The sequence below is a fragment of the Rhizobium sp. WW22 genome, assembly GCF_047041135.1.
Taxonomy (GTDB): Bacteria; Pseudomonadota; Alphaproteobacteria; order Rhizobiales; family Rhizobiaceae; genus Rhizobium.
The window spans coordinates 1,291,460-1,317,168 of record NZ_CP178199.1; the positions used below are offsets into that span (position 1 = coordinate 1,291,460).

Here is a 25,709-nt window from a genome sequence, read left to right on the forward strand (position 1 = left end):
TGAGGGCCGTGCATCAAGCTGTCAAAATTGATGCAGGCCGTAAAGCAGCGGCATCGTGCCCGCGAGCGCCTTGAACCGCTCCCAGGATTTGGCCGAAGGCTTGGTCCAGCCGGTTTCCGCCAGCGCCGAAAGACGTGGGAAGACGAGCCGGTCGAAAACGGCGCGGTCGGTCATCGGTTCCGACCAGATGCAGGCCTGGATGCCGCGAAGCTTCTCCTTCTGCGCATCCGTCCAGCCGCCGACGGGATCGAAGGTGTAGATCTTCTCCGCATCAGAATAGCCGGCCCAACTGCCGCCCGGCTCGTCCCAGTCCGGGCGCATCGCCATGTCGAGATAATAGACCTGGCCAGGGCAGACGACGATCTCGTAGCCACGTCCAGCGAGCTCAGCCGCCACTTCGACGTTGCGCCAGCTGCAGAGATAGCTCTTGTCCTTGTCGATCCTATCACCATGCGCCGCCTCTTCCCAACCGCCAGTTATGCAGCCCTTCGAGGCAAGAAACGCCTGGATGCGCTCCAGGAATTCGGCCTGCAGGATAGCAGCACCCGAGCCGTGAATATCGTCGGCCCCGTGCGTGTTGGTGATGACGTTCAGGCGCTTGGCATGGGCGTCCGCTAACTCGTCGCCGGCCAGTTCGCGGAGACGGGCAAGCGCCTCCGGGGAGCCGGACCAAGCGCCAAGCGGCACTTCATCGGCGCCGATATGGATCGTCTTGAACGGGAAGAGTTCGATCAGTTCGGAAAGGATGGTCTCGATGACCTCATAAGTCTTCTCTCGCGCCGGATTGACGCAATTGTCCGGGAAGCCTTGCACCGAATAATAGCTGCCGACCTCGTTCGGATCGCGAAGCTCCGGGATTGCCTGCTGCATCGCATAGCAATGGCCGGGCATATCGATCTCGGGCAGGATCTCGATTCCGAAGCCCTTGGCGTAAGCGACGATCTCGCGCACGGCCGCCTTGGTATAATAGCCGCCGGTGCGAGCCGGGCTGGAGCCGAGAAGCGGCGGCAACGGCAGTCCGTGGCCCCGCCATGCGCCGATCTCCGTCAATGCCGGATAGGCATCGATCTCGACGCGCCAGGATTCGTCGTCCGATAGGTGCCAATGGAAGCGATTGAGCTTGTTCCAGGCAAGAACCGCCATCAGCTTCTTGATTTCAGCCGTGCCGTAGAATTGGCGCGAGACGTCGAGATGCAGGCCGCGCCAGCTCATGGACGGCTCGTCGACGATCTCGCCGGCGGCCGGGAAATGGAAAGCCTGTGGATGCAGGCGTGCCCCGCGCCAGATCTGGCCGATGGTGACGAGGCCATAGACGAAGCCGGTCTGGGTGCTCGCCTCGACAGTGACGCTCTCCGAGGCAAACTCCAGCCTATAGGCTTCGGGGCCTAGACCTTCCGTTTGACGCAGCACCACCGTTGCAGCGCCTTCCGCCTCGGCGCGGACAAGTCCCTCGGCCGCGAAAAGATGCTCTACGAGAGCCGTGAAGCTTGCAGCCGCCGCCTGTGCTTCTGGTGTCGTCGCCTTCAGCGCAAAGCCTGCCGGCAGCGGACGGCGCGACGAAACCGCAACGCGGTTCGGCCAGGGAATGATCGCCAGTGGAACGGGAGGATTGGCCGGAACGAGATAGATTTCGGCGCCGCGCTTCAAAGGCGCATTGCTTGACGATGTGCGCGTCGGCTCAGTGGCAAGGGATACGGCAGTTCCATCGGAAAGTGCCAGATAAGCACTGGTGGCACCATCCGTCCAGTGACGGAAGGGCCAGCTCAAAGCATGAACCGTAATGGTCCATGTCTCACCACCAGCCAGTATGAAGCCTTCCGGCGGCTGGAATTCGGTGAAATTGGACAGCCGTTTCGTGACCGTTGCGCCCTCGACGATGCCGGCGGGATCGACGCGGCCGGGGCCGCTGACACAGAGCGCGAAGCCGGAAAGCGGCTCTGATGACAAGCTCTTCAGCCGCAGGACATAGGAAAATTCCTTATCGCCCGTCGGCGGGTTCCAGGTTGTTTCAAGCCGCAGAGCCAGGGATCGCGGTGTCGACATGAGCATTCTCTCTTCTTAAAGGGTTCGTTCAAAGCTTGAGCATGCCGGCATAAATGCCGGGTGCTGAATTGGGGATCTGGATCGCGCCGACCGTCTTCTCGTAGAATTCCGACGGGCCGACATCGCCGATGACCGTATAGGCGTAGCCCATGGCCTTCTGGTCGTTGAGGCAGGCAAACAGCAGCGCGCGCCCGATGCCGAGGCCGCGAACGCTTTCGTCGACGCCGGTCGGGCCGAAGAAGCCGCGTGCCGTCGCCTCGTGGCAGGCAAAGCCAACAAGCTCCCGATTGCGCGTGGCGATAAAGCATGTCAGCGGCTGGCGGGTCATTGCGACCGTCGTCTCGCTTGCCCAGCCCTGGCTGAAATGTTCCGCCACCCAACCGGTGATAACACGCAGTTCCGGCGGCAGTGCGCGCCTTATGGTAACGCCCGCCTTCGCCATGCGCTCGGCCGATTGCATGTCGATCGGCAGGGTCGATAGATTGACTAGGTAGTCCAAGGGGAATTCCTCCTAATTCGATGCGACGAGCGCACGCATGAAATGATTGGGGCCGACCTCCTCGACCACTGTCGAGACCGGCCGGCTGAGCGCGCGGATCTTCTCCGCCTGTTCGAGGAAGCGGGCACTGCCGCCGGTCACGAACCTACGGCCACCATCCGGCACAGCAGAAAGCAAAAGCTGCGTATAGGGGTGCTTTGGACTGGCGAGGACGGCATCGGTCTCGCCCCACTCGACCATCTGGCCGGCAAACATCACCACGATCTCCTCCGCAACATGGGCAGCCGTTGCGATATCATGGGTGATGTAGAGCATGGCGAGATCGTTTTCCCGTTTTACCCGTGCCAGCAGATCGAGAATGTCCTTGCGGATCGAGACGTCGAGCATCGAAGTCGGCTCGTCGGCCACCAGTACGCTCGGAGAAACCGCAAGCGCTCGGGCAATATTGACGCGCTGGCGCTGACCGCCGGAGAGTTCGTGCGGAAACTTCTGCCGCGTCACCGCAGGATCGAGCCCGACACTCTCGAGCAGCTTCGCGATATCCTCCTCTCGCTCGGCCTTGGGCTTGTCTCCACCGTGCAACTGCAGTGGCCTTGCGATGTGATGATTGATCGTGAAGGCCGGATTGAGCGAGGAGAACGGATCCTGAAACACCATCTGCACATCCTTGCGGTACATCCGCTCGTCTTTGCTCGCCCCTCGCGCCGTGCGATCCTGTCCGCGAAAGAGGAGCCGGCCGGCAGTTGGCTTGTCGAGGCGGGCAATGATGCGGGCGCAGGTGGTCTTGCCGCAGCCGGATTCGCCGACCAATGCCAGTGCCTTTCCCGCGAATAGTGAAAAGGAAACGCTTTTCAACGCGTGCACGGGGCCGAAATGGCGCTGGATATCATCGAGCCGGATGACGGGTTCTGCAGTCACAGCCTGTATCTGCGGTTTCATGCGAAAACTCCGAGAGGATGGGCGCTGACCGGAAGCTGTGGAATGGCATTCCAAAGCTTGCGCGTGTACTCATGAACGGGCGACTGGCTGACCTGAGTGACATCACCGACCTCGACCAGTTCGCCCCTCAGCATGACGCCGATACGGTGGCATAGCTGCGCCATCAGATGCAGGTCATGGGTGATGAACAGCACCGAGAAGCCATAGGTCTGCTGCAGGTCGAGAACCTGTTCGAGAATCTCACGCTGCACGACGACATCGAGCGCTGTTGTCGGTTCGTCCATGATGATGAGTTCAGGACGTAGCGCCAGGCAGATGGCGATGACGATGCGCTGGCGCATGCCGCCGGAAAACTGGTGCGGGTAGTCGCCGACGCGATGCGGGGGGATGCCGACCAGCTTAAACATTTCTTCGGCCCGCGCACGCGATTCCTGATGCGTGCATCCGGTGTGGCGACGCAAGACGTCGTGGAATTGTGCCTCCACCCGCATCAGCGGATTGAGAGAATTCATGGCGCTCTGGAATACCATGCCGATGCGCTTCCAGCGGATCTTCTGCAGCTCGCCTTCCGGCATCTTGAGCAGATCCTGCCCGTCGAGCCGAATGCTTCCGCCGCTGATCCAGGCCGGAGCCTTGGAGAGCCGAGTGATCGCATAGGCGATCGTGCTCTTGCCGCAGCCGGATTCGCCGGCAAGACCGAAGATCTCGCCGCGGCCGATATTGAAGGATACATCCTTCACCGCGCGGAAATCGCCCTTGTCGAGCAGATAGTCGATATTAAGATGTTCGATCTCAAGCAGATTGCCGCTCATTGCTCGGTCCTCATCATGCGGTTGCGAGCGCGTGTCAGGCGGAACCAGCGGGTCAAGGCCGGGCCGGAACGCAATTGCGGATTGGCGATTTCATCGAAGGTGAAGTTGATCAGCGCGAGACCAAGCCCCGTCAGCGCGATGCCGATAGCCGGTATGCCGATATCCCACCAGGCGCCAACCATGATGGCCGAGGCATTCTGAGCGTTGTAAAGCATGGTGCCCCAAGTAACCTTCAGCGGATCGCCGAAGCCGAGATATTCGAGCGTGGTCTGGGCAACGATCGCGTAGATGATGCTGCCGACCAGGTTGATGCCGATGAGCGGCGTCAGGTTCGGCAGGATCTCGACGAAGATGATACGCCAGGCGGGCTCGCCGATCATCTTGGCGGCGGTGACGAAATCGCGGTTGCGCAGCGCCATCGTCTGGGAACGCGTCATGCGCGCGCCCCATGGCCAGGACGTCAGGGCGATGATAGTCATGATCGTCATCGGCCCGACTGTGCCGGCAAAGGAAGCGAGCAGGATGAGGAGCGGCATGTTCGGGATGACCAGCACCGCGTTGGTGGCAAGGTCGAGTGCCGCATCGGTCTTGCCGCCGGTATAGCCGGCGATGAGGCCGATGGCGGTGCCGAGCACGGTAATCGCGATGCCCGTGGCGAAGCCAACCGAAAGCGAGCTTCTGGCGCCCCAGACGAATTGCTTGTAGACGTCGCGGCCCATCTTCGTCGTGCCGAAGACATGCTCGACGGATGGTGGTTGATGTGACCGCCCCACGCGAGCGCCGGGCTCGCCGGGAGCGATGATCGGCGCGAAGATCGCCATCAGGCATAGCGCCGCGACGATGACGAAGCCGACAAGCGCCTTCTTCTGGCTGAAAATAGATCGGAAGGAGAAGCTCATCGGCCTGCCTCTCTCAATCGCGGGTCAACGAGGCCGTAGATGATGTCGACGAGGAAATTGGCGCCGAGCGTTGCGAGCGTCATCAGCAGCAATTGTCCCTGGATGACGGGATAGTCGCGCGCCACACTGGCGGTAAACAACGTCAGCCCAAGACCCGGATAATTAAAGACAATCTCGGTAACGATCGAGCCGCCGAAGACGGCGCCGAGTATCAGCGCAAGATTGGTGAGCACTGGCAAAAGCGCGTTACGCGCGCCATAGCCGAACATGACGGCGAGATTGCTCAGCCCCTTGGCGCGGCCCATCGTCACGTAATCCTCGCCAAGCACGACGATCATCGAAGAACGCATGGTGGTCTGGAACTCACCGATCAGGAATGGTGACAGCGTCAGCACCGGCAGGATCGCGTGCATGAACACGCTGCCCAAGAAGGTGAAATTGAAACCCGGATCGAGGTTGGGATCATAGGCATATCCCACGGGGAACCAGCGCAACGATACGGCGAAGACGAACAGGGTCGTGAGCGCCACGATGACGGGCGGTATCGAAAACAGGATGACCGCGAAGGGCGATACGACCGTATCGAACCGCCCGCCGCGCCTCCATGCCGCGACCGCACCGAGCACGACACCGACACACAGCGAAAATATGATCGCGGTGACCACAAGGAAGATGGTCCAGAGAGTCGCCCGGCTCAGCACCTGGACCACCGTCTGCGGATAGTATTTGACCGAAACGCCAAGATCGAAGGTGGCGAGGCCTTTAAGGTAATCGAGGAACTGCATCATGATCGGTTGGTCGATCTCGCCGAAACGGGCCTTGATCGCCTCGACTGCCGCGGGCGTGGCCCGCGGCCCGAGTTGGGCGACCATGGCATCGACGGGGCTCCCCGGCATAAGCCGGGGAAGAATGAAGTTCACGACGATCGCGAAGGCCAATGCCACCGCGTAGACGCCGAGGCGCCGGCTCGAAACACGCATGTCTGCTTCCTTCGCTGTGGCCTTATTGGACCGGCTTCAGACGCAGAAGATGCATGAGACGCATGCGGTTGTTGTCGTGGTTTTCCGGATTCATCACCGGATCCTTGTCCGTGACCCAACCGGTGAAACGCTTGCTGGAATACTGATACCAGGTCGGGCCGTTGAAGACGGGAACGACCGGGAAATCGTCGGCGATCAAAACCTGGATATCGTTGAAGATCTTCTTGTGATCATCATCGGAAGACGACTTCAGATACTGATCGAAGAGCGCATCGAGCTTCGGATTGGAGTAGCGTGGCGCGGCGACGGTGAGCTTGCCGGCATAGACCGTCGATAGGCTCTGATAATAGCCCTGGAACGGCGTCGCGCTATCGGCGCGCGAGTTCATGACGACATCGAAGCTGCCATCGAGAAGCTGCTTGCGCCACTGCTCGTATTCCGGCGTGGCGACCGAAGCATTGATGCCCGCGGCGCGAAGCCCTTCGACGGCGATCTGCACGGCATCGATCCAGTCCGTCCAGCCGTTAGGCACGATGACCGCGAAGGTGATCGGCTTGCCGCTCGGCGTGGTGCGGAAGCCATCCGCGCCCTTCTTGTAGCCGGCGTCATCCAGGATCTTGTTCGCCTTGTCGGTGTCGAAGCCCATGAAGGCGTCCTTGTCGCCCTCGGCAGCCTTGTTGCGCCAGCTTTCGAAGCGCGGCGGCAAGCCGCTGGCATGCAGGTTGACGACCGGATAGCCGAAGCCGGCAATATCGACCATCGATTTGCGGTCCATCGCCAGGCTGAACGCATGGCGGAAGTTGAGATCCTTGAATGCCTCGAAATTACCGACACTCGAAGATTTGAAGTTCATCTCGAAGGCAACGGTTTCCGCCGGCGGCTGCCAGTAACCATTATGCTGTGGGTCGAGCGCGACGAAAGTCTTGTCGATCTGCGGCAGGAACGAGCCGATCCAGTCCACGGTGCCTTCCGGCAGCAGCGCCAGCATCTGGTCGTTGCCCGAAATCTGCGGCAGGCGCAGGCAATCGACATGAAGCGATGCGGCATCCCAATAGTTCGGATTGCGGCACTGCTCGTAAACCTGCGGCGTGAAACGGCGAACTTCGGTCATCGGGCCGGAACCGATGGGCTTTTCGTTCTTGAAGGCGACCGGATCGGCCACGCTCTTCCAGATATGCTCGGGCACGACGGCGAGATCGGCGAGGGATTCCGGGAATTCGGAATTCACGGCCTTGAGCTTGATCGTCACCTCTGTCGGCGACGGTGCTTCGACGGAGGCGACTGTCTGACCGACACCAACGGTGTCGACAGCCGGGTTCTTCAACATCAGGTCGATCGTGTATTTCACGTCGGCCGAAGTCAGCGGCTGACCGTCCGACCATTTTACGCCGGGACGCAGTTCATACGTGATCGACATCAGATCGTCGGAAAACTTGTAGCTGGTCGCGAGGCGCCAGACCGGCTTGCCGCCGTCATTGGCGTTGAAGATGACCAACGGCTCGTAGATGAAATCCATCGTGCTCTGGCGACGACCGGCAAGGTCGAAAGGATTGAAGTTGCTGACCCAGCTGGTCTGCTCCTCGATGTGCATCGTCAGCACGGCTTCCGCGGATGCCATGCCTGCCCCGAACGCCAGTGAAGCGCCAAGCGCCGCCGCTGCCAGTGATGTCCGCTGAAATAGATTGCGCAATGACCTTTTCCTCATTCCCATTTCCAGCCCCTCTTGTTGTTTTGGAGTAGTCAATCAAATTGATTTAATCGTGAGTTTTGAAATTCGTCAATCGCTGATTGGAAATCAACAGGCATTGATTTTGAGGTTTGAAGGATTGTCGCCGATGTCGGCACGCACTCCGCCGCTACTGGAAATTGTGCGGATATATTTAGGACTGCGGCCTGGTGGCAGCGCGCTTGGAGATGCGGTCGCACAGAGCCGCAATCGAGAAAAAGCGGCGCCTATCCGCAATGTCGAAGTAGGCGGCGGCCTGCAGGCTTTGGGATTTTAAGGCAGATAGTCGGGAGATTGATCATCTGGGCGCGCCATCGCAAATGGGCGCGAGATCGATTGCGATGCAGCCCTTGCCGCACCGCAATCGAGGCAAAAACAGCGCTCGGTCAGTCGAGCGGTTTGTAGGCGATGACGTCCATTTCCACCTTCACGTCGACCATCATTGGCGACTGAACGGTCGAACGGGCCGGCGGATGATCGATGAAATGCTTTTCGAACACCGCATTGAAGCTCGAGAAATCACGAGCGTCATCCAGCCACACATTGACCTTCACCACATGCTCGAGCGTGCAATCGGCAAGAGCAAGGACATCCTTGATATTGGCAATGACCTGCTCGGTCTGCGTGACGATATTGCCCGTAACGATTTCGCCGTTGATGGTCGGAACCTGGCCCGAAACGTACACGAAATCGCCTGCCCTGACGGCCTTGGCGAAGGGGCGACGCTGGCCGCCGGCCTGATTGTCGGCGACGTCGAAACGGATCAGCTTGTTCTTGCTCATGATATCCTCAGTCTTACCCCGTTGCTGAAAGTCGCAGTCGCCGTCATTCATCGTGAACAGGCCCAAGCGTTCGACTCTCCTGGTAGCTTCCTTATCTGCCGCAACGGCGCTACGCCAGATCGTTTTGTTCGCTTGCGGGATGGACATGGAGCGATGCTTCTGCGACTTCGATTAAAACCTTAACTTCAAAAACAAGAAAAACCCTTTTATTTTCCGGCGACTAAGGACGCTTCCTCGACAAAGGACATGTCCGTCCTTTTATCGCGCTTGGCATGATTGCCTTTTCGCCCCCGGGCCTGATAAGACAAAGCCATATTTCGTCGTATGATTGGTTGACGTTCAGGAGGAGTCGCCATGGCAGAACTCGCGCAATCGCTTGCGTCCATTCGCATTCCCGATCTTGCCGGCAAAAGAGTATTGATAACGGGAGCTTCGACCGGCATCGGCGCCGCCGTGGCACGCGCCTTTGCCGCACAGGGCATGAAGATCGGCCTGCACTTCAATGCAAGCCGCGAACCGGCGGAAAAGCTGGCCGATGAAATCAAGGCTGGCGGCGGAACCGTCCATCTCATTCAGGGCGATGTCTCGCAAGACGGCGGGACCGAGAGCGTCGTCAAGGATGCGGTAGACGCGCTGGGTGGCCTCGACGGCCTGATCAACAATGCCGGCGGCATGCTCGGGCGGCTGCCGACCGCCGAAATGACGGATGAGCATTATGAGCGTGTGATGAACCTCAATGCACGCTCCGTCCTTGCGGCGACCCGCGCCGCCCATCCACACCTGAAGAAGCAGGGCGGCTTCATCATCAACACGACCTCGATTGCCGCGCGCAACGGCGGCGGCAATGGCGCAATTCTCTATGCCGCCTCCAAGGGTTTCGTCTCGACCATTACCCATGGGCACGCCAAAGAATTCGTCAACGACAAGATCCGCGTCAATGCCGTCGCACCCGGCGTCATCGCGACGCCGTTCCATGAGCGCTATACCAACGACGAGCAGATGGAACTGCAACGCAAGACGATTCCCATGGGATTCGTCGGCACGCCGGAAGACTGCGTCGGCGCTTATCTCTTCCTCGCCTCTCCCACCCTGTCCGGCTACATCACCGGCCAGATCATCGAGGTCAATGGCGGCCAGCTCATGCCGTGAGATGCGGCCAGCGGTCGCTTTGTGTGTCGGGCAACGTTAGTCTTGCCCGGCGCGGGACCTTCGCGTCGAGGAAGATGGAGCGCATGCAGATGGCAAAGACGCCCACTCATGACGGCATCGAGACGTCGGTGGAATTGACCCATCCGGAGCGGGTCTATTGGCCCGACGATAATATTACCAAACACGATCTTCTCGAATATTATGCCCTGGCGTGGGAGCGCATGTCCCCATTCGTCGTCAATCGCCCCCTCGCCCTCTTACGCTGCCCCGATGGTATCGACGGGCCACGCTTCTTCCAGAAACACGCCTGGAAAGGCATCAATCATCACATCACCGAAATCGCCGATCCTGAAGACAAAGACGCTGCGAAACTTTTGAAGATCGAGAGTTTCGACGGGCTTGCTGCGCTCGTCCAATCAGCCGCCCTGGAGATACATCCCTGGGGCACCACGATCGATCATTGGGAAAAGCCCGATATGATCATCATGGACCTCGATCCCGGCGAGGATATCGCATGGAGCAAGGTCGTGACTGCAGCGAAAGAGATCAGGGAGCGGTTCGCTGCCCTGGGCCTAACCTCCTTCGTCAAAACCTCTGGCGGCAAGGGCCTGCATGTGGTCGCATCCGTCAAACCGCAGGCGACCTGGCCTGATATCAAAGATGCCGCCGAAGCGATCGCCCATGCCATGAGTGCCGATAGTCCGCAGACATATTTGTCGGTCGCCAGCAAGGCGAAACGGACCGGTCACATCTTCATCGATTATCTGCGCAACGGCCGAGGCAATACCGCCGTGGCACCCTATTCGACACGCGCCAGAAAGGGCGCGGCCGTTTCGATGCCGGTCAACTGGGAAGAATTGGACGACACGATCGGGCCTGCTTCCTTTACGGTCAAGAATGCGGCATCGCGCCTCGGCCACTCGAGCGCCGATCCTTGGGCGGATTTCTTCAAGGCGGCATCGCCGCTCAAAGTCTGACGCTACACGAGAAACGGGACCAGCGCCGGCGTACTGGCCTTATAGTCGGCATAGGCCACGCCGAAGGTCTCGCTCATCCAGCTTTCCTCGATCTGCACACGGCGCAGCACGGCATAGAGAACGGCGACGATGGCCAGGGCCGCCGCGATGTCGCCTCGCGCAATTGCCGAGCCGATGATGGCAAGCATCAGGCCGGAATAAATCGGATGCCGAACGAGCGCATAGGGACCGGAGCGTACGAGCGCGTGATCCTCCTTGAGGGTAATCACGGCGCTCCAGTTTCTACCGATGTGATAGCGCGCCCAGACGGCGAAGATCAGACCGATGAAGGTCAAAGCAGCACCGATTGCATAAGATGTAGGGTCTTGCGGAATGATACGATATCGCAAGGGGCCGAACCACGATGGATCGATTGAAAGCAGGAAGGCGCCGATCCAGATCGGCGCGGTATTGCCGAGCCGCGACCACGGATCCTCCTGCCGCACGCTCTTCTTGACGCCGAACGAGGCGAAAAGCCAGATCAGCAGCCAGATGATCCAGCATGCAGGAATGAATTGATAAAGCATCGCTCAGCCCACATCTTTGTCCAGTTCCGGATAGTGCCGGAAAATGCCGTTCTCATTGAAGGGAATGCGGCGATCGGACTGAAGATAGCGAGCAATGTTGGGCCGTTTCATGACAGCTGCGTGCAGCGCAGTCAGATGCGGATAATCGCGCTCAAAATGCTTTGTCGCGCGCGGGAAGGCATAGTGCAATCCCTCATAGACCTGGAACAGCGATAGATCGACATAGGTCAATTCGCCGCCGAAGATATGGCTCGATCCTTCGGGGTTCTGCTGAAGCACTTTCTCGAAATAGCCGAGAAACTTGGGAATGCGGTTTTCGATGAATTCTGCAGCGCGCGCTTTGGCCTCTTGCTTCTGGTCCTCGTAATATTTCGACGTTGCGATCGGGTGATGCGTGTCGTGTACCTCGGCGACGAGATCGGTGATGGTCAACTGCAGGCCGTTCAACACGTGGCGCTTTCCTTCGTCCCTCGGTGCCAGACCTAGTTTCGGCCCGAGATACATCAGGATATTCGCCACATGCGGAATAATCAGATCACCGTCCTTCAGAAATGGCGGCGCAAACGGAAGATCGAAGTCGGATTTTCCGCCCATGATGGCGAACATGGCGGGCATTCCCTGCCCCTTGGCTGCCGGTCCGCGACAAACATCGACATACTCCGCACCCGCCTCCTCCAGCGCCAGCCGAACGAATTCGCCGCGCCCTTGAATGCCATCCCAATAATAGAGTTCGTAAACCATGCGGTTTTTCACTCCCGAGAATTGAAAACGTCAGCCGCGGCAGTCGTAGCGACGGGCATATTCTCGTCACCGTCACCATCGGCGCATCGCAAGCCCACAATTTAGCGCCGATGGTACAGAAGATAAGTGGCGACCGACGGTATGGGCTACACATATGCGCCAGAAGCCCTGTGAATGTCATCTTCGGCGTGTGAAAAAGGTCCGGCGAGACCTCCAACGGGGAGGCTAGCTGCGCGCATTATGCTCGTGGCGTTTACGCGTCGCCGCCGCCTTCCTCGCAGAGGCGGAACGCTCCGCTGCGGGCCGCTTGGCGGCGGCACGTCCGCCGATCCTGCCACCTTTTTCGGACGATTCGTGATTTTCGGAATGGCCGCAACCGGAGCCGGATTTCTTGCCGCCGCCGCTTTCCTTATTGACCGTCGCCCAGGCACGCCGCTCCGCCTCCTCATTGGAAACGCCGCGGTCTTCATATCCTTCCTCGATATGCTCAGCCTTGCGCTTCTGTTTGTCCGTATAGGCCGATTTGTCTCCTCGGGGCATGATCTTTCTCCTTGTTAGGACGAAAAACCAACCCGTCGTCAGAGAAAAGGTTCCGAGATCCGCCCGGGCGAATTGCGATTACTGAACAGCAGATTGGCCGGAAGCATTCGGAAGCGCCGATCATGCCGCGCGGCGGCAGATTGCTTGGCCGAAGCCGGGAAAAAGATGCCGACTGAACGATCGATGATCAAAATCAGGACCAAGGCGGCCAGCAGATAGAGCGCGGTCAATATAAGGAGGGATGTCATCGCATCGCTCCAAACCCATTGGCAAAGCAGGCAGCGCAGCACGCCGCAACGATTGCGGCAACAGTCATTTCCCTATCATCGATGTCGCTACGACCCATTGCTAAGCTCCCTTCGCAATTCGTAGCATCGATGTGTGACAACTATGTCGCGCAGGAGAGCCAAATCACCGGAATTATTGCAAATATTCCGCCGGCCGCCGTCTCTTGAAAGAGAGAGGGCCCGCCGTTGCCAACAGGCCGCTCCTGTCTCCGCCACACTCTTGAGACCGACACGCCTTACACCTTCGGCGCTACAGCCTTCTTCGGCGTTTTCTTCGCGGGTTTGGCCGATTTCTCCTCGGCAACAGCCGCCGCAGCGACCGCCGTCTTGCGTTTCGCCTTTGGTTTGATATCGATCGTGCTGCCGTTTGCTACAGTCATTTCAAGCGCAATACGCTCGCTGCTCGCCTGCGCCCAGTGCTCGGCGTCGCGTCCCGAAGGATGACCTTCCTCTTCCCATATGGCGTATGCGCGTTTCTTGATCCATTCGTCCCGAGGTTCCAACATCTGCTGTTCTCCGTTCGCATCATTGAACATGGTTTTGATGAACAATGCCCGTTCTTGAAATGCGGGCTTTACGCCTCCCCCGAGCAGTCAAGACACTAGGTCAAGCCTTCTTCGGTCTCGACTCTCGAACCGCAGTGGCGCTTCAAACGAAAGACAGATTTACCGTGAGGGACGGTAGCGAAGCAGCCGAAGCACCCTAACTATGAAGGCGGTGACAACGGGGTTCAATTAAAATTATCTAATAGGATGAATTTTCGCACCGATAGCCTTCTGATGACCGCAAGCCGGCTCATTGCAGCTTTTGCGCGCAAGGATATACTTGCATCATGATCGACCTCGTGGCCGCCCATTGGGGCCAAATTCTCGCCGTCCTTTCCATCGCGATGGGGGCCGCCGCTGCAATCCATGCAGCCATGACCAAAGAGGATGTCCGCGCCGCGATCGGCTGGGTCGGCGTCATCATCCTGTCCCCCATCATCGGTGCCGTCCTCTATGCTGTCGCCGGCATCAATCGAATCCGCCGGGCCTCCCTCAGCTCGCAGCGAGATGCGCTCTTTCGCAAGGATGCGAATGGCGAGCTCTCCAGCTTCGACGCGGATGACGGCGAGGTGCGGCGGCTCTTCGGCGAACGTTTCGGCTCGATGAAGACGCTCGGCGACCGGGTCGTCCGTTACACGATGAGCACCGGCAATACGATCGAGATGCTGACGAACGGCGATGTCGCCTATGCCGCGATGAAAGCCGCAATCGATGGCGCCGAACGCAGCATCCTGATGGAAACCTATATTTTCGATCGCGATCCGATCGGCCTTCGCATCGCCGATGCCCTGATTGGCGCGACCAAACGCGGCGTCAGCGTCCGCGTGCTGATCGATGCCGTCGGCGCCCGCTATTCCGTGCCGAGTATCATGGGTTATCTGCGCCAGGGCGGCGTTCAGGTCGACGTCTTCAACGGCAATGTCATCATCGGCCTCCGGTTGCCCTACGCCAATCTGCGCACCCACCGTAAGATCCTCAGCATCGACGGGCGAATTGCCTTTACCGGCGGCATGAACATACGCCAGGGTTTTACGCGCGAATTCGCTCGCGATCACTGCGCCCGCGACATGCATTTCTGCGTCACAGGACCGGCAATCGCCGATCTCTTCAATACGGCAGCCGAAGACTGGCGCTTTACCACGGGCGAGGTCCTGAACGCCCCGGAGTGGCGAATTGCCGCCCCTTCCAACGAGCCGGGTGCCCCCGTCTTTATGCGGGTCGTCGCCTCCGGCCCGGATCGCAGCGTCGAGACCAATCATAAGATGCTGATTGGTGCGCTGTCGGTGGCGCGCAAATCCATCCGCATCATGTCGCCTTATTTCCTGCCCGATCGAGAATTGATCAGCGCTCTAGTGACAGCAGCCCGGCGCGGCGTCGAGGTCGATATCGTCGTGCCGACAGCCAATAATCTCGTGCTCGTCGACCGAGCCATGACGGCGCAATTCGACCAGATGCTGAAGAATTATTGCCGCATCTGGCGCGCCGAAGGCGCTTTCAACCATTCCAAGCTCTTGGCCATCGACGGCATCTGGGCCTATGTCGGCTCTTCCAATCTCGATCCGCGCTCGTTGAGGCTCAACTTCGAGGTTGATCTCGAGGTGCTCGATCGCGGCTTTGCCGGCACGATCGATGCGCATATCGGCGCAATCCTCGAAACGGCGCATCCGGTCGATCTCGAAAAGCTTCGGGCGCGGCCCTTCATCGTCAGACTTGTCGAAAAGGTGCTTTGGCTCGGTTCGCCCTATCTCTGACGCTCGCTCGGCCGAACAATCTGGCCTGGTCGCAGCCTTTTTACATGACAAGGCCAACGATCGCTTCTTATACTCTTTCCCATGTGCCCGACATGGTCTGATCAAGGAACGGTCGACGGATAGATGCGAAAGAAGAAAGAAAGCCTCCGTGCGAGCATTCTGGAAAGCCTGAAGAACCGCAAGAAATCGCGCCCCAAGCCGGCTGGCGGCCAGGTGGACCGACCGGAAGGCACATTGATCGCCTCCTACAATGTCCACAAATGCGTCGGCGCCGACCGTCGCTTCGATCCGGAACGCACCAGTCGCGTCATTCATGAAATCGATGCCGATATCATCGGCTTGCAGGAAGCCGACACCCGTTTCGGGGAACGCACGGGTATCCTTGATCTGCGTCGCCTCGAGCGCGAGACGGGGCTTATTCCGGTGCCGATCACCGGCGTCACCAAGGCCCATGGCTGGCATGGCAATGTCGTGCTTTTCAAGCAGGGCACGGTTCGCGATGTCCATCAGATCAATCTGCCCGGGCTGGAGCCGCGCGGCGCACTCATTGCCGAACTGGAATTGGCGCGCGGAGGAAGCCTCAGAATCATTGCCGCGCACCTCGGCCTGCTGCATCGCTCGCGTGCCCAGCAGACACGCCTGATCGTCGACCTCATGAACGGCGGCAGCGAGATGCCGACCGTTCTGCTGGGCGATCTCAATGAATGGCGGCTGGGCGACCGCTCATCGCTCAATACCTTCCAGGCCGCCTTCGGCCCGCTTCCCCCTGCTGTTCCGAGCTTTCCCTCGACGCTGCCACTCCTGGCACTCGATCGCATCATGGCAAATCGCCGAGGCATGATTTCCGCGGTCGAGGTGCACGACTCACCACTGGCGCGCATGGCGTCGGATCATCTGCCCATCAAGGCGGTCGTCAGTCTCGAAACGTTCGACAACGACGCTCAGCGGCATCCACAGACAGCCTAGACGTTATCGACATGCTTCGTGTTGATCCCACCGATATATGTGATGACGGGCGAAGGACCATCTTATAGGCTGCCCGCAATTGACCGATCCGGGAGACAATCCATGCTGAAGACTTTGTTGCTGACTGGCGCCGCCGGTGGCGTCGGGCAGGCGATCAGGCCGCTTCTGTCGCAAATTGCCGAGAATGTCGTTTTATCCGATCTCTCGCCGATAAGCGACTTGCGTCCGAACGAGCGTTTCGTCGCTTGCGATCTCGCCGACCGTGGCGGCGTCGAGGCAATGGTCAAGGGCGTGGACGGGATCATCCATCTCGGCGGCATTTCGGTCGAGAAGCCATTCGATCTGATCCTTCAAGGCAACATCGTCGGCCTCTACAATCTTTATGAAGCAGCGCGCGCCGCCGGCAAGCCGCGCATCATTTTTGCAAGCTCCAATCACACGATCGGCTTCTACCGTCGCGACGAGCGGATCGACAACAAGGTGCCGACACGGCCAGATTCGCTCTATGGCGTCTCAAAAGTATTCGGCGAGGCTGTCGCCAGCCTCTACTTCGACAAGTTCGGCCAGGAAACGCTTTCGGTGCGTATTGGTTCGTGCTTCCCGGAGCCGCGCAATACGCGCATGCTCGCCACCTGGTTCAGCATCAGGGATTTCGTCTCGCTGTGCGATTGCGCTTTCAACGCCCCGCGCCTTGGCCATACGATCGTCTACGGCGTCTCGGACAATGACGAACAATGGTGGGACAACAGCAACGCAGCTTTCCTCGGCTGGAAGCCGCGCGATAGCGCAGCGCCGTGGCGGGCCGAAATTCTGTCGAGAACGCCCACTGAGGATCCAAACGATCCCGCAATCGTCTATCAGGGCGGCGGCTTCGTTTCTGCCGCTCACCCCGAGGACTGATCGTCAGACGCCGTTGCGAAAGAGCTTCCAACGGGTCGGCCTGAAGGCGATGCGGTTGCGGTCCAATGCGTCCGCCTTGTTCGGCGGCAGTTCGATCTCCATAGGATCGTGCTCGGCACCGATGTTGATCTCGAGATGGCGGGTACCTGCCACGCGCCTGCTGGCAACGAGCAAACCCGCAATCGCGCCGCTATCGCCGTCGCGAATCTCGATATCGTGGGGTCGGAAATAGAGATAGGCTTCGCCATCGGGCTCATGCGGCGTGCTGAGCCCCAGCGGCTTGTCATCGAACCATATCTCACCGCTGGTGATGCGCACCTTGAGGCGATTGGATTGACCGATGAATCCATAGACGAAAGGCGAGTTCGGCGTGTCGTAGATCTCGTCCGGCGTGCCGACCTGTTCGATCGCGCCCTTATTGAGAACGACGACGCGATCGGCGAGCTCCAGTGCTTCTTCCTGGTCATGGGTCACGAAAACGGTGGTGTGGCCGGTGCGGTCGTGAATCTCGCGCAGCCATTTGCGCAGATCCTTGCGCACCTGCGCATCGAGAGCCCCGAAGGGCTCGTCGAGAAGCAGGACATTCGGCTCCACGGCCATGGCCCGCGCCAGCGCAACACGCTGCCGCTGGCCGCCTGAAAGCTGCGTTGGATAGCGCTTCTCCAGGCCATTTAGCTGCACCAGTTCTAGCAGCTCCGTTGCACGGCGGCGGATTTCATCGCGCGGCGGGCGCCGCGATGCCGAGCGAACTTTCAGGCCGAAGGAGATATTGTCGAGCACGGTCATGTGCCTGAACAGCGCATAATGCTGAAACACGAAGCCGATGTTGCGCTGCTGCACGGTCTTCGACGAAGCATCATCCTCGCCGAAGAAAATCTTGCCTTCCGTGGGCGTTTCCAGCCCGGCAATCAGGCGCAGCAGCGTCGTCTTGCCAGAGCCGGATGGCCCGAGAAGCGCGATCAGTTCGCTCGAGCGGATATCCAGGGACACGTCATGCAATGCGGGAAAGCGACCGAATTCCTTGCGCAGGTTTTGAACGCGAACTTCCATCAAAAATTCCTTCAGTGACGCCGGCTGGCTGCGATCTCTTCGCTATAGCGCATTTCCAGCAGCGTCTTCAGTATCAATGTGACAAGGGCAAGCAGAGCCAGGAGCGTAGCAACGGCAAAGGCCCCAGAGAAATTATATTCGTTATAAAGAATCTCGACCTGCAGCGGCATGGTGTTTGTTTCGCCGCGAATGTGGCCGGAAACCACCGAAACGGCGCCGAACTCACCCATGGCGCGGGCGTTGCAAAGCAGCACGCCGTAAAGCAGACCCCATTTGATGTTCGGCAGAGTGACATACCAGAAGGTCTGCCAGCCATTCGCTCCAAGCGAAAGTGCGGCCTCCTCGTCTGCGCTGCCCTGCTCCTGCATCAGCGGGATCAGTTCACGCGCGACGAATGGAAAGGTGACGAACATCGTCGCCAGCACCAGCCCTGGAACCGCAAACAAGATCTGAATGCCGTGGCTCTGCAGCCAGGGGCCGAGCGTGCTGTTCGAATTGAACAACAGCACGAAGACCAGGCCCGATATGACCGGCGACACAGAAAAGGGCAGATCGATCAGCGTCGTCAGTAAGGCCTTGCCTTTGAATTCGAACTTGGCGATCGCCCAGGCGGCGGCAACGCCGCAGACAAGATTCAACGGCACACTGATACCGGCAACGATCAACGTCAGCCGGATGGCCGCGAAGGTCTCCTCGTCGACGAGAGCTTCGAAGAAAGTCTCGATCCCCTTGCGGAATGCCTCGACGAAACGGCGGCGAGAGGCAGAAGCACCATCAGCGTCAGGAACGCGAGCGAGATCAATATGAAGACGATGCGCGCAAGCCGGCTTTCGGTGATGACGGAACGACCCGTTTCGACCGGTGCAGAAAGATCATGCGCCATAGCCATACCTCCTTCTGCTCCAGGACTGGATGAGATTGATGATCAAAAGCATGGTGAAGGAAATAAACAGCATCAACGTCGCAATCGCCGTCGCTGCCGAATAATTATATTCCTCCAGGCGAATGACGATGAGCAGCGGCGCGATTTCGGAAACATAGGGCTTGTTGCCGGCGATGAAGATGACCGATCCGTATTCGCCGGCCGCGCGCGCGAATGCCAATGCAAACCCCGTCAGCGCCGCCGGCGCAAGACCTGGCAAGAGCACGCGGGTTATAGTCTGGAAACGCGACGCGCCGAGGGTCGCTGCCGCTTCCTCGACCTCGCGGTCGATCTCTTCCATGACGGGCTGCGCGGTGCGCACCACGAACGGCAAGCCGACGAAAATCAATGCAATGACAATACCGACCGGAGTGAACGCGATCTTGATGCCGAGCGGCGTCAGGAACTGCCCAATCCAGCCATTCGGCGCGTAGAGCGTCGTCAAGGCAATACCGGCGACTGCCGTCGGCAGGGCGAACGGCAGATCAACCATGGCATCCAGGATGCGCTTGCCCGGAAAGCGGTAACGCACCAGCACCCAAGCCAGGATAAGTCCGAGCACGGCATTGACGAGCGCCGCGATGAAGGCGCCGCCGAAGCTCATGCGCAGCGCATAGAGCGTGCGCACGTCAAGCGCGAGGGCCCAGAAATTCTGCCAGCCGAGCGCACTGCTCTTCCACAGCAGTCCCGACAGCGGAATGAGAACGATGAAGATGAGCCAAGCCAAGGTAACGCCGAGCGCCAATCCGAATCCCGGAATGACGCTCGGCTGCCGTAACCGCCACCGTTTGCGGGTTATAGAATGCATTCAGTCTTATTGTCCCGGCTTATAGATCTGATCGAAGACGCCCCCGTCAGCGAAGAATTTCGGCTGAGCTTGAGACCATCCGCCGAAGTCGTCAATAGTTGCGAGCTTCAGGGACGGGAAACGAGCGACATCCTTCGGATCGGCTGCTTCCGGCTTGATCGGCCGGTAATAGTGCTTCGCAGCGATCTTCTGACCTTCATCCGAGTACAGGTAGTTCAGGTATGCTTCCGCGACTTTGCGCGTGCCCTTGGTGTCGACATTGCCGTCGACAACGGCAACCGGGGGATCGGCGCGGATCGAAACGGATGGTGTTACGATCTCGAATTTATCGGGGCCGAGCTCGTCGAGCGAGAGATAGGCTTCGTTTTCCCAGGCGAGCAGCACATCACCAAGACCACGCTGCACAAAGGTCGTCGTCGCCCCGCGCGCTCCGGTGTCGAGGACCGGGACATGCTTCAGGAGCTGCCCGACATAGTCCTGCGCCTTGGTATCATCGCCGCCATTGGCCTGCTTGGCCCAGGCCCATGCCGCCAGAATGTTCCAGCGGGCACCACCCGATGTCTTCGGGTTCGGCGTGATGACTTCGACGCCATCCTTGACCAGATCCCCCCAGTCCTTGATCCCCTTGGGATTGCCCTTGCGCACCAGGAAAACAATGGTGGAGGTATAGGGAACGGAATTGTTCGGGAACTTGGTCTTCCAGTCGGCGGGGATCTTGTGCGTCGCCTTGGCGATCGCATCGATATCGCCTTCAAGGGCGAGCGTCACGACATCGGCATCGAGACCGTCGATAACCGAGCGGGCCTGCGCGCCGGAACCGCCATGCGAAGCCTTGATATTGATGGTTTCACCCGTGTCCTTCTTCCACTTGGCAGCAAAGGCCGTGTTGAAGTCCTTATAGAGTTCACGGGTCGGATCGTAGGAAACATTAAGAAGCGTCTTGTCCGCCGCCCAGGTCGGCGCGACGGCCGCGATCGAGAAACTGCCGATCAGAACTGCTGTGGCGAGAAGCCGTGAAAGCTTTATCGTCTGCATGAATACACCCCCTTCGTTTGTCCTTAAACCCTACCAACTTGGTCGTATAAAGTAACGAAGACAGTTCCCGTTTTCAGCAACCGTGGAGAACAGCATCCCATATAATCCAGAAAAGTGAAATCACATTCCAGAATGACATCAGATGCCCAACGGATGCGTCGTCAGCAAATTGTGTCGGACATAAAGACGGAATAGAGTTCGTCAGCGCTCTTTGTCTGCCGCATTGCCGTCAGAACGCCTTCCGTGCGCAAACGCCTCGCGATCGCGGCAAGCACGTTCAGATAGTCGCTCCGACCGCCCTCTCCGAACAACAGCACGAAAGCCCATTCCGTCGGCACGTCGTCGATGGCTTCGAAATCGACGGGATGTGCAAAATGCACCATCAGTCCCCGAGGCCTCGTCATGGCAGCGATGGCGGCATGCGGAACCGCAACGCCATTGCCGATCCCCGTCGTGCCCAATTTTTCGCGCGTCTCCAGCGCCCGCAGGACCACTGCCTCGTCCAGGCCAAAGCAATGGGCTGCCTTCGACGACAGCATCTGTAATGCCCGCCATTTCGTCGGAGTGGAGACGCCGACAAAGACATGTTCGGGAAGAATGATCGTGGAAAGGTCCATGGTCGCACTCAAGGTCCGGCAATAAATTCTGAAATGGCATTCATCGCCACAAGTCCGAGGCCAAATCGCCTCGATAATGGGCTCGAGATCTCCGCCGCCTCAATCCGGCTCGCGCAGCCGGTAGCCGACGCCTGTTTCGGTGGTGATATAGCGTGGCTGATCCGGGATTTCTTCGATCTTCTGCCGGAGCTGCCGCACATAGACGCGCAGATACTGCACATCGGCCGCCGGCCCCCAGATCTGCTTCAGCAGGAACTGATGCGTCAGGACCTTGCCGGCATGCTGGGCAAGCACTCGCAGGATGTCGTATTCCTTCGGCGACAGCTTGATCTCCCTGCCATCGACCTTGACGATGCGCTTGACGAGATCGATGGAAAGGCCGCCAGTCTGGAAAATCGCCTTTTCGCCCTGCTGCTGCAGGCGATGGCGCAGCGCCACACGGATACGGGCAGCAAGCTCGTTGACGCCGAAAGGCTTGGTCACATAATCATCGGCGCCGCTCTCGAGCGCCTTGACGATACCAGCTTCATCGGTGCGGCTCGACAGAATGACCACCGGAATCTGCACCCCATCCTCACGCCATTCCAAAAGCAGGTCCTGGCCGGATTTGTCGGGCAAGCCGAGATCGAGCACGATCAGATCGGGTTGATCCTCGGCGACCGATACCCGAGCCGATGCGGCGCTCTGTGCCTCGTTGACGACGTAGCCCTGGGCACCAAGACCGACGCGCAGCAACTTGCGGATCGGGGGCTCATCATCGACAACGAGAATCTTGACGGCGGTAGTGTTCATTTCAATTCATCCAGCTTCGGAACATCTGTTGGTTTCGGCAGGCGGATGGTGAAGACCGCTCCCTGCCGATCCGTTCTGTTACCGGCGGCAATCGTGCCGCCCATCGCCTCGATGAAACCGCGGCAGATGGACAGGCCAAGACCGGTTCCGGCGCGCACCTGATCGCCCTTGCGTACGCGGTAGAATGTATCGAAGACGCGCTCGAGGTCGGTGGGCGGAATACCCGGTCCTTCGTCCATTATCCGGAAGACGATGTTGTCGATATCGGACCAGGCCTCCAGCCGAATGGCCGATCCTTCCGGCGCATATTTGGCGGCATTGTCGAGCAGGTTGAACAGCACCTGCTCGAACAGCACCGGATCGACCTTCACCATCGGCAGATCGACGGGCATCTGCACGTCGACACGGTGATGCGTCAGGATTTTTTCCGCCCGCCGCAGCGCGCTGCCGACGATATCGCCGGCATAATGCAGGGCATAATTCGGCTCCATCGCACCGGACTCGATCTTGGTCATATCGAGAAGATTGGCGATGAAGCGGTTGAGGCGCTCGGATTCGTCGATGACGGTCGAGAGGAGATCGACGCGATCTTCATGCGGCAGGGTTTCCAGATAATCCCGCAAGGTGCCTGCCGCCCCAAGGATGGCAGCGAGCGGCGTCTTCAAATCATGAGAAATGGACGTCAGCAATGCCGAGCGCAGCCGGTCCGCCTCGACGGCAAGCTTCGCCCGATCGACATCGGCAACCAGCTGTACGCGCTCGATGGCAAGAGCCGCCTGATCGGCGAGCGCGTCGAGCAGCCGCTGTTGCTCCGGCGTCAAGAGCGGGCCGTCGCGCCGGTCGCTATCGAGGCCGATGACGCCGACGGCAGTGCGGCCGGTGCGGAGTGGAACGTAAAGGCGTTTGGCACCCGGTAGCGTATCTGCGCCACGGCCGGCGGCGTGATTGTGCTCCCATGCCCAGCGCGCCGCGGCAATATCGGCATCATCGAGCGTATCGTCAGGCGGATAGCCGGCCCTGACGGCGATGGTGCCATGTTCCGGCAGAAGCAGCACGACACGCAGCTTCAGCATCGAGGCCAGCTGAAAGGCGGTCGCCCAGAGAACATCATCGAGCGTGCCGGTGCCGGCGAGTTTCTTGGAGAAAAGATAGAGGTCTTCCGTCGTTCGCGCCCGCTGTCGCGCCGCCGCCGCCTGGCGCTGCACCGTCGCCGTCAGGTTACTCGCGATCACCGCGACACCGAGGAAGAAGAAGAAGGCGAGCACGCTTTCCGGATCGCTGATCGTCAGTGTGTAGCGCGGCGGCAGGAAGAAGAAGTTGAAAGCAAGCGCGCCGAGAATACAGGAATAGAGCGCCGGACGCAGACCTTGGGTCACGGCGCTTGCCAGGACCGCCATCAGGAAGACGAGCGCCAGATTTCGCACATCCAGCACCTGATCGAGGATGACGCAGACACCGAGCGCGATGGCGACATAGAGTGTTGCCAGGACATAACCACGGAGCTGGAAAGGCGGCGGCGAAGGCGCCACTTTGACACCCCGCCTTGCAGCCTCGCCATCCGCTTCGCTGCCGGAAATGACATGGACGCTGATGTCCCCAGCCCTGCGGATGAGATCATAGGAAACTGAGCGGCGAGACCAATCGCGCCAGGAGCCGATTTTCGGCGAACCGATGACGATGTGGGTGACATTGTTGCTCGCCGAATGGCGAAGCAGTTCCTCCGCCACCTCGCGGCCCGGAAGCGTGATAGCTTCACCGCCGAGCTGTTCGGCGAGCCTGAGCGTCGCGGCAATCGTGTCGCGCTGCGCCTCGCTCAAACTGATCGAGCGGTTGGTCTCGACATAGACGGCTGCCCAGGGGGCCCGCAGACGCGCGGCCATGCGGGCGGCATATCGGACCAACGACGCCGAGCGCGGGTGATGATCGATGGAAACGAGCACACGCTCGCCGGCAGCCCAGGGGCCTTGGATCGCGTGCGCCTGCATGTGGGTCAGGAGCTGGTCGTCGACGCGCTGGGCTGTGCGTCGCAGCGCCAGTTCGCGCAACGCCGTCAGGTTGCCCGGCGTGAAGTAATTGGTCAGCGCCCGTTCTGCGGTCTTCGAGACATAGACCTTGCCGTCGTGCAGCCGCTTGATGAGATCATCAGGCGTCAGATCTATGATCTCGACATCATCGGCCATGTCGATGATTGAATCCGGCACCGTTTCGCGCACGCGGATGCGGGTGATCTGCGAAACGACGTCATTCAGGCTTTCGACGTGCTGGATATTCAACGTCGTATAGACATCGATCCCACGGTCGAGAAGCTCCTTCACATCGAGATAACGTTTGGGATGCCGGCTGCCATGCGCGTTGGTATGGGCGAGTTCGTCGACGAGCACCAGTTCGGGACGACGCTTGAGGATGGCATCGAGATCCATCTCCTCGAGCGCCCTGCCCTTGTATTCGACATTGACGCGCGGAACGATCTCGAATCCGTCGAGCAAAGCCTGTGTCTCACGGCGACCATGGGTCTCGACAACGCCGATCACAACATCGACGCCGTCGGCGATCTTCGCCCTGCCTGACATCAGCATCTCATAGGTCTTGCCGACGCCGGGTGCCGCTCCCAGGAATATCTTCAGCCGCCCGCGTGTCTCGGCCCGCGCCTTTTCGAGAAGCGCATCGGGAGAAGGCCTGCTCAGCATGTCGCGGCTTTCATCTGCCATTCGCGGGTCGTCTTTCCTGATAAGGTTGAGACGGCGTTAACCGTCTCAACCTCTTCAACTCATTGAGTCATAGAAGCATCAAGCGCCTGGTTCAATGCCAGCACATTGACCACAGGTTCCCCGAGAACCCCGAGCTCTCGCGGCTCTATGGCTGCCTCCACGAGCGACTTGACCTTGGCCTCATCCATATTGCGGGCCTTGGCGACACGCGGCACCTGGAAATAGGCATCCTCAGGCGAGATGTCCGGATCGAGACCGCTGCCCGATGTGGTCACCATGTCGATCGGAACCGGCACGTTCGGATTCTGGGCCTGCAGCGTTGCGGCATCGCCCTTGATGCGTGTCATCAGAGCCGAATTGGTCGGACCGAGATTGGAACCACCGGAATTGGCGGCATTATAGGGTGCGGAAACCGATTTGGTCGCGTCATTCGGATCGGCGCCGGTCGTGGCCGAGGGACGACCGTGGAAATATTTATCCGCCGTAAAATTCTGGCCGATAAGGCTGGAGCCGATCACCTTACCGTCCTTCTCCACCAGGCTGCCATTGGCCTGATGGGGAAAGAGCGCCTGGGCGACACCGGTCATGGCAAGCGGATAGGCAAGGCCGGTCAGGACGGTCGTGGCGACGATCATGACGATCGCAGGTCTGATTTGTTTCAACATGAGAGAAACT

26 protein-coding genes and 1 pseudogene are annotated in these 25,709 nt (G+C 59.6%); 6 read left to right on the forward strand and 21 right to left on the reverse strand.

What is annotated here, in order from left to right:
• Positions 1-21: 21 nt before the first annotated feature.
• The 7 genes from ACK83U_RS24890 to ACK83U_RS24920 are packed head-to-tail and all read right to left on the reverse strand — an operon-like array spanning position 22 to position 7,883.
• The gene (locus ACK83U_RS24890) at positions 22-2,049 is read right to left on the reverse strand and encodes a beta-N-acetylhexosaminidase (RefSeq protein ID WP_412474910.1); all 2,028 of its coding nucleotides are present in this window, start codon (positions 2,047-2,049) and stop codon (positions 22-24) included.
• 22 nt (positions 2,050-2,071) lie between these two features.
• Positions 2,072-2,542: a GNAT family N-acetyltransferase gene (locus tag ACK83U_RS24895; RefSeq protein WP_112603865.1), complete on the reverse strand. Its 471-nt coding sequence runs from the start codon at positions 2,540-2,542 to the stop codon at positions 2,072-2,074.
• A 12-nt stretch (positions 2,543-2,554) separates the two neighbouring features.
• On the reverse strand, positions 2,555-3,481 hold the full coding sequence (locus ACK83U_RS24900; RefSeq protein WP_112603866.1) for an ABC transporter ATP-binding protein: 927 nt from the start codon (positions 3,479-3,481) through the stop codon (positions 2,555-2,557).
• Positions 3,478-4,293, reverse strand: coding sequence for an ABC transporter ATP-binding protein (locus tag ACK83U_RS24905; protein ID WP_112603868.1), 816 nt, complete (start codon positions 4,291-4,293; stop codon positions 3,478-3,480). Before ACK83U_RS24905 ends, ACK83U_RS24900 begins: the two co-directional genes overlap by 4 nt.
• Entirely contained in the window at positions 4,290-5,192 is a 903-nt protein-coding gene (locus tag ACK83U_RS24910; RefSeq protein WP_112603870.1) for an ABC transporter permease, read from the reverse strand. Before ACK83U_RS24910 ends, ACK83U_RS24905 begins: the two co-directional genes overlap by 4 nt.
• Positions 5,189-6,172, reverse strand: coding sequence for an ABC transporter permease (locus ACK83U_RS24915; RefSeq protein ID WP_112603872.1), 984 nt, complete (start codon positions 6,170-6,172; stop codon positions 5,189-5,191). The genes ACK83U_RS24910 and ACK83U_RS24915 overlap by 4 nt, the downstream gene beginning before the upstream one ends.
• A 22-nt stretch (positions 6,173-6,194) precedes the next feature.
• Positions 6,195-7,883: an ABC transporter substrate-binding protein gene (locus ACK83U_RS24920; RefSeq protein WP_112603874.1), complete on the reverse strand. Its 1,689-nt coding sequence runs from the start codon at positions 7,881-7,883 to the stop codon at positions 6,195-6,197.
• Between ACK83U_RS24920 and ACK83U_RS24925 the strand changes: the two genes are divergently transcribed.
• Positions 7,855-8,175: a hypothetical protein gene (locus ACK83U_RS24925; protein ID WP_162707998.1), complete on the forward strand. Its 321-nt coding sequence runs from the start codon at positions 7,855-7,857 to the stop codon at positions 8,173-8,175. The two genes, ACK83U_RS24920 and ACK83U_RS24925, sit on opposite strands and share 29 nt — an antisense overlap.
• Positions 8,176-8,284: 109 nt before the next feature.
• On the opposite strand, the gene ACK83U_RS24930 is transcribed toward ACK83U_RS24925, so the two are convergent.
• On the reverse strand, positions 8,285-8,680 hold the full coding sequence (locus tag ACK83U_RS24930) for a RidA family protein (RefSeq protein WP_112411413.1): 396 nt from the start codon (positions 8,678-8,680) through the stop codon (positions 8,285-8,287).
• A 354-nt stretch (positions 8,681-9,034) separates the two neighbouring features.
• Between ACK83U_RS24930 and ACK83U_RS24935 the strand changes: the two genes are divergently transcribed.
• Together ACK83U_RS24935 and ligD are read left to right on the forward strand one after the other, a co-directional pair.
• On the forward strand, positions 9,035-9,829 hold the full coding sequence (locus ACK83U_RS24935; protein ID WP_112603876.1) for an SDR family NAD(P)-dependent oxidoreductase: 795 nt from the start codon (positions 9,035-9,037) through the stop codon (positions 9,827-9,829).
• An 83-nt stretch (positions 9,830-9,912) separates the two neighbouring features.
• Positions 9,913-10,806, forward strand: a complete 894-nt coding sequence (ligD, locus tag ACK83U_RS24940) for a non-homologous end-joining DNA ligase (protein WP_412474911.1) — start codon at positions 9,913-9,915, stop codon at positions 10,804-10,806.
• A gap of 2 nt (positions 10,807-10,808) precedes the next feature.
• Here the strand turns inward: ligD and ACK83U_RS24945 are convergent, their stop codons facing one another.
• The 5 genes from ACK83U_RS24945 to ACK83U_RS24965 all read right to left on the reverse strand — a co-directional run bounded on the left by ACK83U_RS24945 (position 10,809) and on the right by ACK83U_RS24965 (position 13,446).
• Positions 10,809-11,372 carry a methyltransferase family protein gene (locus ACK83U_RS24945; protein ID WP_412474912.1) on the reverse strand — a complete coding sequence of 188 codons (564 nt, stop codon included), beginning with the start codon at positions 11,370-11,372 and terminating at the stop codon, positions 10,809-10,811.
• 3 nt (positions 11,373-11,375) lie between these two features.
• A complete protein-coding gene (locus ACK83U_RS24950) occupies positions 11,376-12,113 on the reverse strand; it encodes a glutathione S-transferase (RefSeq protein WP_112603880.1) in 738 nt (245 codons plus the stop codon).
• A gap of 225 nt (positions 12,114-12,338) precedes the next feature.
• Complete coding sequence (locus tag ACK83U_RS24955; protein WP_112603882.1) at positions 12,339-12,653, reverse strand: plasmid stabilization protein; 315 nt, start codon at positions 12,651-12,653, stop codon at positions 12,339-12,341.
• Between the two features lie 38 nt (positions 12,654-12,691).
• The gene (locus ACK83U_RS24960; RefSeq protein ID WP_246712159.1) at positions 12,692-12,883 is read right to left on the reverse strand and encodes a hypothetical protein; all 192 of its coding nucleotides are present in this window, start codon (positions 12,881-12,883) and stop codon (positions 12,692-12,694) included.
• Positions 12,884-13,176: 293 nt separating this feature from the next.
• Positions 13,177-13,446 carry a DUF2934 domain-containing protein gene (locus tag ACK83U_RS24965; RefSeq protein ID WP_112604057.1) on the reverse strand — a complete coding sequence of 90 codons (270 nt, stop codon included), beginning with the start codon at positions 13,444-13,446 and terminating at the stop codon, positions 13,177-13,179.
• Positions 13,447-13,772: 326 nt separating this feature from the next.
• Here ACK83U_RS24965 and ACK83U_RS24970 point away from each other — a divergent pair, with 326 nt between their 5' ends.
• The 3 genes from ACK83U_RS24970 (at position 13,773) to ACK83U_RS24980 (ending at position 17,102) form a co-directional block, all read left to right on the forward strand.
• A complete protein-coding gene (locus tag ACK83U_RS24970) occupies positions 13,773-15,236 on the forward strand; it encodes a phospholipase D-like domain-containing protein (protein WP_112603888.1) in 1,464 nt (487 codons plus the stop codon).
• A 123-nt stretch (positions 15,237-15,359) separates the two neighbouring features.
• A complete protein-coding gene (locus ACK83U_RS24975; RefSeq protein ID WP_112603890.1) occupies positions 15,360-16,202 on the forward strand; it encodes an endonuclease/exonuclease/phosphatase family protein in 843 nt (280 codons plus the stop codon).
• Positions 16,203-16,304: 102 nt separating this feature from the next.
• Positions 16,305-17,102: an NAD-dependent epimerase/dehydratase family protein gene (locus tag ACK83U_RS24980; protein ID WP_112603892.1), complete on the forward strand. Its 798-nt coding sequence runs from the start codon at positions 16,305-16,307 to the stop codon at positions 17,100-17,102.
• 3 nt (positions 17,103-17,105) lie between these two features.
• Here the strand turns inward: ACK83U_RS24980 and ACK83U_RS24985 are convergent, their stop codons facing one another.
• From ACK83U_RS24985 to ACK83U_RS25020, 8 genes and pseudogenes are all read right to left on the reverse strand, one after another.
• Positions 17,106-18,152, reverse strand: a complete 1,047-nt coding sequence (locus ACK83U_RS24985; RefSeq protein ID WP_112411261.1) for a sulfate/molybdate ABC transporter ATP-binding protein — start codon at positions 18,150-18,152, stop codon at positions 17,106-17,108.
• Between the two features lie 11 nt (positions 18,153-18,163).
• Positions 18,164-19,035: pseudogene (gene cysW / locus ACK83U_RS24990) on the reverse strand (sulfate ABC transporter permease subunit CysW).
• Complete coding sequence (gene cysT / locus ACK83U_RS24995; RefSeq protein ID WP_015342835.1) at positions 19,025-19,882, reverse strand: sulfate ABC transporter permease subunit CysT; 858 nt, start codon at positions 19,880-19,882, stop codon at positions 19,025-19,027. Before cysT ends, cysW begins: the two are co-directional and overlap by 11 nt.
• A gap of 6 nt (positions 19,883-19,888) precedes the next feature.
• Positions 19,889-20,917, reverse strand: coding sequence for a sulfate ABC transporter substrate-binding protein (locus ACK83U_RS25000; RefSeq protein ID WP_112398524.1), 1,029 nt, complete (start codon positions 20,915-20,917; stop codon positions 19,889-19,891).
• 161 nt (positions 20,918-21,078) lie between these two features.
• Positions 21,079-21,534 carry a PTS sugar transporter subunit IIA gene (locus ACK83U_RS25005; RefSeq protein WP_112337311.1) on the reverse strand — a complete coding sequence of 152 codons (456 nt, stop codon included), beginning with the start codon at positions 21,532-21,534 and terminating at the stop codon, positions 21,079-21,081.
• Between the two features lie 99 nt (positions 21,535-21,633).
• Positions 21,634-22,326 (reverse strand): response regulator transcription factor, encoded by a 693-nt coding sequence (locus tag ACK83U_RS25010; protein ID WP_015342832.1) that lies wholly within the window; start codon positions 22,324-22,326, stop codon positions 21,634-21,636.
• Positions 22,323-25,034, reverse strand: coding sequence for a sensor histidine kinase (locus ACK83U_RS25015; protein WP_112603896.1), 2,712 nt, complete (start codon positions 25,032-25,034; stop codon positions 22,323-22,325). The genes ACK83U_RS25010 and ACK83U_RS25015 overlap by 4 nt, the downstream gene beginning before the upstream one ends.
• Before the next feature lie 59 nt (positions 25,035-25,093).
• Positions 25,094-25,699 (reverse strand): K(+)-transporting ATPase subunit C, encoded by a 606-nt coding sequence (locus ACK83U_RS25020; RefSeq protein WP_112603898.1) that lies wholly within the window; start codon positions 25,697-25,699, stop codon positions 25,094-25,096.
• Between the last annotated feature and the right edge of the window lie 10 nt (positions 25,700-25,709).

Bases quoted from the DNA above. Each gene is read 5' to 3' on its own strand.
- ACK83U_RS24890 (WP_412474910.1), bottom strand. From the start codon at position 2,049: ATGCTCATGTCGACACCGCGATCCCTGGCTCTGCGGCTTGAAACAACC.
- ACK83U_RS24900 (WP_112603866.1), bottom strand. From the start codon at position 3,481: ATGAAACCGCAGATACAGGCTGTGACTGCAGAACCCGTCATCCGGCTC.
- ACK83U_RS24905 (WP_112603868.1), bottom strand. From the start codon at position 4,293: ATGAGCGGCAATCTGCTTGAGATCGAACATCTTAATATCGACTATCTG.
- ACK83U_RS24910 (WP_112603870.1), bottom strand. From the start codon at position 5,192: ATGAGCTTCTCCTTCCGATCTATTTTCAGCCAGAAGAAGGCGCTTGTC.
- ACK83U_RS24915 (WP_112603872.1), bottom strand. From the start codon at position 6,172: ATGCGTGTTTCGAGCCGGCGCCTCGGCGTCTACGCGGTGGCATTGGCC.
- ACK83U_RS24920 (WP_112603874.1), bottom strand. From the start codon at position 7,883: ATGGGAATGAGGAAAAGGTCATTGCGCAATCTATTTCAGCGGACATCA.
- ACK83U_RS24930 (WP_112411413.1), bottom strand. From the start codon at position 8,680: ATGAGCAAGAACAAGCTGATCCGTTTCGACGTCGCCGACAATCAGGCC.
- ACK83U_RS24935 (WP_112603876.1), top strand. From the start codon at position 9,035: ATGGCAGAACTCGCGCAATCGCTTGCGTCCATTCGCATTCCCGATCTT.
- ligD (WP_412474911.1), top strand. From the start codon at position 9,913: ATGCAGATGGCAAAGACGCCCACTCATGACGGCATCGAGACGTCGGTG.
- ACK83U_RS24945 (WP_412474912.1), bottom strand. From the start codon at position 11,372: ATGCTTTATCAATTCATTCCTGCATGCTGGATCATCTGGCTGCTGATC.
- ACK83U_RS24950 (WP_112603880.1), bottom strand. From the start codon at position 12,113: ATGGTTTACGAACTCTATTATTGGGATGGCATTCAAGGGCGCGGCGAA.
- ACK83U_RS24955 (WP_112603882.1), bottom strand. From the start codon at position 12,653: ATGCCCCGAGGAGACAAATCGGCCTATACGGACAAACAGAAGCGCAAG.
- ACK83U_RS24965 (WP_112604057.1), bottom strand. From the start codon at position 13,446: ATGTTGGAACCTCGGGACGAATGGATCAAGAAACGCGCATACGCCATA.
- ACK83U_RS24970 (WP_112603888.1), top strand. From the start codon at position 13,773: ATGATCGACCTCGTGGCCGCCCATTGGGGCCAAATTCTCGCCGTCCTT.
- ACK83U_RS24975 (WP_112603890.1), top strand. From the start codon at position 15,360: ATGCGAAAGAAGAAAGAAAGCCTCCGTGCGAGCATTCTGGAAAGCCTG.
- ACK83U_RS24980 (WP_112603892.1), top strand. From the start codon at position 16,305: ATGCTGAAGACTTTGTTGCTGACTGGCGCCGCCGGTGGCGTCGGGCAG.
- ACK83U_RS24985 (WP_112411261.1), bottom strand. From the start codon at position 18,152: ATGGAAGTTCGCGTTCAAAACCTGCGCAAGGAATTCGGTCGCTTTCCC.
- cysT (WP_015342835.1), bottom strand. From the start codon at position 19,882: ATGCATTCTATAACCCGCAAACGGTGGCGGTTACGGCAGCCGAGCGTC.
- ACK83U_RS25000 (WP_112398524.1), bottom strand. From the start codon at position 20,917: ATGCAGACGATAAAGCTTTCACGGCTTCTCGCCACAGCAGTTCTGATC.
- ACK83U_RS25005 (WP_112337311.1), bottom strand. From the start codon at position 21,534: ATGGACCTTTCCACGATCATTCTTCCCGAACATGTCTTTGTCGGCGTC.
- ACK83U_RS25010 (WP_015342832.1), bottom strand. From the start codon at position 22,326: ATGAACACTACCGCCGTCAAGATTCTCGTTGTCGATGATGAGCCCCCG.
- ACK83U_RS25015 (WP_112603896.1), bottom strand. From the start codon at position 25,034: ATGGCAGATGAAAGCCGCGACATGCTGAGCAGGCCTTCTCCCGATGCG.
- ACK83U_RS25020 (WP_112603898.1), bottom strand. From the start codon at position 25,699: ATGTTGAAACAAATCAGACCTGCGATCGTCATGATCGTCGCCACGACC.